The sequence below is a fragment of the Pseudoalteromonas sp. McH1-7 genome, assembly GCF_013366255.1.
GTDB lineage: Bacteria > Pseudomonadota > Gammaproteobacteria > Enterobacterales > Alteromonadaceae > Pseudoalteromonas > Pseudoalteromonas peptidolytica.
In genome coordinates this window covers 1-4,298 of record NZ_JABWPQ010000050.1, presented here as the reverse complement: position 1 = coordinate 4,298, position 4,298 = coordinate 1, and the positions used below count along the sequence as shown (strand labels likewise).

Annotated in this window: 5 protein-coding genes; 2 read left to right on the top strand and 3 right to left on the bottom strand. The window is 40.6% G+C overall.

Annotated features, from left to right (window positions below):
• Nucleotides 1-187: 187 nt before the first annotated feature.
• Nucleotides 188-709 (top strand): VC2046/SO_2500 family protein, encoded by a 522-nt coding sequence (locus HUZ36_RS21555; protein ID WP_176033940.1) that lies wholly within the window; start codon nucleotides 188-190, stop codon nucleotides 707-709.
• 251 nt (nucleotides 710-960) lie between these two features.
• Here the strand turns inward: HUZ36_RS21555 and HUZ36_RS21550 are convergent, their stop codons facing one another.
• The 3 genes from HUZ36_RS21550 to HUZ36_RS21540 all read right to left on the bottom strand — a co-directional run bounded on the left by HUZ36_RS21550 (nucleotide 961) and on the right by HUZ36_RS21540 (nucleotide 2,790).
• A complete protein-coding gene (locus tag HUZ36_RS21550) occupies nucleotides 961-1,422 on the bottom strand; it encodes a YchJ family protein (protein WP_252095509.1) in 462 nt (153 codons plus the stop codon).
• 42 nt (nucleotides 1,423-1,464) lie between these two features.
• Nucleotides 1,465-1,860, bottom strand: coding sequence for a hypothetical protein (locus tag HUZ36_RS21545; protein WP_125254306.1), 396 nt, complete (start codon nucleotides 1,858-1,860; stop codon nucleotides 1,465-1,467).
• 480 nt (nucleotides 1,861-2,340) lie between these two features.
• A complete protein-coding gene (locus HUZ36_RS21540; RefSeq protein ID WP_125254305.1) occupies nucleotides 2,341-2,790 on the bottom strand; it encodes a tetratricopeptide repeat protein in 450 nt (149 codons plus the stop codon).
• Between the two features lie 122 nt (nucleotides 2,791-2,912).
• Here HUZ36_RS21540 and HUZ36_RS21535 point away from each other — a divergent pair, with 122 nt between their 5' ends.
• Nucleotides 2,913-4,202: an NCS2 family permease gene (locus tag HUZ36_RS21535; RefSeq protein WP_176033939.1), complete on the top strand. Its 1,290-nt coding sequence runs from the start codon at nucleotides 2,913-2,915 to the stop codon at nucleotides 4,200-4,202.
• The last annotated feature ends 96 nt before the right edge of the window (nucleotides 4,203-4,298 follow it).

Sequence of the window (4,298 nt, the reverse complement as noted above, 5' to 3'; positions counted from 1 at the left end):
AGCTGGATTCGAACCAGCGAAGGCAGAGCCGTCAGATTTACAGTCTGATCCCTTTGGCCGCTCGGGAACCCCTCCTAAACAACGGCGGTGATAATAACAAAGTTTTTTTCGAAGTAAAGAAAAGTACTAAAGTTTTTCTGAAAAATGTCGATATATTCTTAAACGGTAAAATAATCGGTTGGAATACATGCAAATTGATGGCATTTTAATCTCAGAGTCGCAACTAGGATCAGCGTTGAACGTTTGTGTTCATGAAACGCGTTCAGCTGACTTTGCAATGCTGTTGTCTATGTTATCAACAGACGCACTAGATTTTAGCCAATTTCATTTACCAAAATCCGAACAAAGTGAGAAAGACAGCTCCGAGGCAGCGTTAAAAAGGCAATTTGAAATTGGCCCTCAAAAACCCCTTGCTTCTGAACAGTACAATATGCTTATTGGGCAGCATAATGCACAGCTCATTGCTTCTGGTGCGATGACAACATTCAGGCTGAAAGAAAACTTACACCCCGAGCCTCTTGCAGCGCGAAATGACAAAAAACATATTCCACTGGAAGTTGTTGAAAACCTTGAACCTGCAGCTAAAAATAGGCTTGCTAAATCGTTGGGTAAGCTCACGCTTGTGGCAGACAAACAACTAGATGCTGCGGCATTTTATGATCAGGTCGCAGCGGGGGGAATGCAAGAAATGCTGCGTACTAGTGCCTAAGCTCTGTGAAATCTCGCGGATCTGTTCACACCACCTTGTACATTTTGCCCTTATTTTACCGCACCAGCATCAATACCAATAAAATAGCCTAGTTATCGACAATATTTCCTTACTTTAAAATAGCTTTCTTGATTAAGACAATTGGTGTGCGTCCACTATTTTTAACTCAAATAGGTCAGCTTGAGCATGCAATAAGACTCATCATTATAGGGTTATGGCAAGCTGAGGCAAATACGCGGGGCTGAGATTGCTCAAGTGGCATGGCACTTTTTGTACTTCTTATTACTACCACACGGACAAAGGTCATTCCTCCCAACTTTAGTAACTGGTGTGTCATAAAGCTCACCGTCAACGTATTTCCATGCTCCTTGTTCAACGATAAAGTTTGACCTTTCATGTAAGGTATAGAGACAATTTTCAGCAATATAATATGCTTTGAACTCAACAACTCCCGATGGTTCATTTGCTATTTCTTCGAGCACCTCAAGTTTGATGAACTTGGCATAGTCTGCAAAAGCAGCAATATCTCCAACACTATTATCAGGCCGTTTTGCGGAACTATATGTATTATGGATGTAATCTGCATCTTTAACACAATACGCACTGTAGCGAGAGCGCATTAATTTTTGAGGTGTTTCTGCGGTTTTTACACCAGTTATATAGGGTTCACAACATTGTGAATATGAAGTAGAAGAGTTGCAATAGCAAAACATAGTGACATTTTATCTGAGGTTATGTCTCGCTATTGTAGCGTTTTACATACCTTGAAAACAATGGATTATGACATCAGAAGCCGGAAGCTGCATCTCTTTGATTGCCTTCGCTGATGAAAAGTCTTTCCACAATACGACCGACGCAAAGTTTCCGTTGCTGATAGCACTTTTAAGCACGTACTCAAGGTCATAAATATGTTTTTTCCTAATCACTAGTAGCTTACTCGTATCAACAGAACCACTCTCTAGTAAAGATTTGTTAGGTACGTTGTCCGGAGCGATGAGCAATGTCCAAGCATGCTTGTTTTGGCATGTATGTAAGACTTTTAGTAGCGCAAGACTTGCGGTAATTTCATCTTCTACCCACACTTCATTTATGCGATTTGCTGCATTGTACGTAGTAGGTGTTGCGATGAGAGATGCGTCGGTACGTAACATAGTTAACTCACTGGCTATTTATACAGTATATGTATACAGTAGTTTATACAGTTGTTTAATGCAAGAACAATTGTGAATTTTTTAGACAACTCTACCCAGGCAGCACCAAGTTCAATGCGTCGAACGCAAGCTTTTTTATTTAACCTTAGATTATTTCAATAATCAGTGGTTTGGATATGCAAAGAGGTAACTTATAGTTTTTAAATAACTCTTAATTGACTCTCTTGTTTCAGCTGTTGAAGTATTAACCATCTGAAAATAAAGATATAATAAGTCTATTGTGTTTTACATTGCTAATGTTTGTGGATGCCAAAATATCAATTAAGTCAGTCAAATTGTTTCTACGGACGTGTAATAACGGTGGGTGTACGACAGACAACATAGGTTAAAGTGTTAGATATTTTGCAGTGACTGTTTCTTAGTATGACGCATTTGAAACCGTCACTGTGGCGCGTGAGTCAGTGAGTTCGTTTGCAATAGCTAGCGGCTTATATGCTGAAGTTGATGAATTTGTTCGTAAAGCGTTGCCGCGTAACATTGGGCATCGCGATAGCGTTTAGTTGTCAGAAACCTTCTCACATCCTGTAGTACTTGCTCAGCCCCTTTATGACCTTGGCTACTTGCCAGAGTAAGCCATGCTGCTGCATGAAACGGACTAGGTGGAACGCCTTGACCTTTCATAAATAGTAATCCCAAAAAGAACTGTGCTTTTAATTCTCCCGACATGGCTGCTAAACGTAGCCACTTTGCTGCAAGTGGAAAGGACTTTTCTTTTAAATAATATAAACCTTTCTTCAGCGCTTGTGCATTATCAAGGGTATCTGGAAATTTTGCATCTGCTGTTAATGGTGAAGTGACAAATTCAAGCACATTCAGCAGCTGCTGCTCTAAATCATGATTTGCTGAGTTATCAGTGCTGTTTTGATCCATATCTATATTCGCAATAATATTTATAAGCAGAGTGTAGCTGAATTTTAACTAATTTGTCCGAGTTTTAAAGTGATTCGTGTTAAAATCCAACCACTTGTTCCTCTAAACCGTAAATTATACTTATGCTCGAACGCTTATTTTCACTACAAGCCATGCACACCAATGTAAAAACGGAGGTGATCGCAGGCTTAACGACATTTGTCACCATGGTTTATATTGTCTTTGTTAACCCAGCAATGCTTGCAGAAGCAGGTATGGATCATGGCGCTGCTTTTGTGGCAACTTGTATCGCAGCTGCAATTGGTTGCTTTATCATGGGGTTATGGGCTAATTACCCATTGGCATTAGCGCCAGGTATGGGGTTAAATGCTTTTTTCACTTATGGTGTAGTACTTGGCATGGGATACACGTGGCAAAGTGCCTTAGGTGCCGTTTTCATGTCTGGCTGCCTTTTTTTGTTATTGAGTATATTCAAAATAAGAGAATGGGTAATTCAAGCAATACCTCTCGTTTTAAAACGCGCGATTGCAGCTGGTATTGGCGCATTTTTGGCCTTGATAGCGCTTAAAAATGCGCAAATTATTGTGGCCAGTCCTGCCACCTTAGTGCAACTTGGTGATATTACCTCTCCTGGACCTTTATTAGCCATTGCGAGTTTCTTTGTTATCGCAGCGTTGATGTATCGCGAAGTTAAAAGCGGCGTTTTGATTAGCATTTTGCTAGTAACCGTTATTGCATGGTGGATGGGCTTGGTTGACTACCATGGAGTCGTAGATATACCACCAAGTATAGCGCCCACTTATATGCAGTTAGAGTTAAGCGGAATTTTTGAGCTCTCAATGCTAAGTGTTGTTTTTGCATTCTTATTCGTAGATTTATTTGATACTAGTGGCACACTTGTGGCAGTTACTCAAAAAGCGGGGTTGTCTGATGAACATGGCAGAATGCCGCGTTTAGGTCGAGCGCTTTCTGCCGATAGCACGGCAACAATAGCCGGCTCGGTTCTTGGTACGTCAACGACAACATCGTATATTGAGTCGGTCTCGGGAGTCTCAGTAGGCGGGCGTACAGGCTTAACTGCCGTTGTTGTTGGTTTATGCTTTTTGTTAATGATGTTTTTTGCGCCTTTAGCTCAAATGGTTCCTGCTTATGCGACTGCCGGGGCAATATTGTATGTTTCTGTCTTGATGCTGCAAAACTTAAAGCTGATTAACTGGGATGAAATGAGTGATGCTATACCTGTGAGTGTCGTGTTGTTAATGACGCCGCTGACGTTTTCTATTGCTCATGGCATCGCATTGGGCTTTATTTCCTATACAGCGGTAAAATTGATGTGTAATAAAGCCAATGAAATAAGTATCAGTGTCTGGATATTGACCTTTTTGTTTATTATCAAGTTTGCAGTGACATAACCAACACGCAATATATAACTAATTAACCCGAGATCGGTTTAAGCCATCAGTTCATCAATAGAAATTGATGGCTTTTTTTCTTTGTGGCTGTATGCA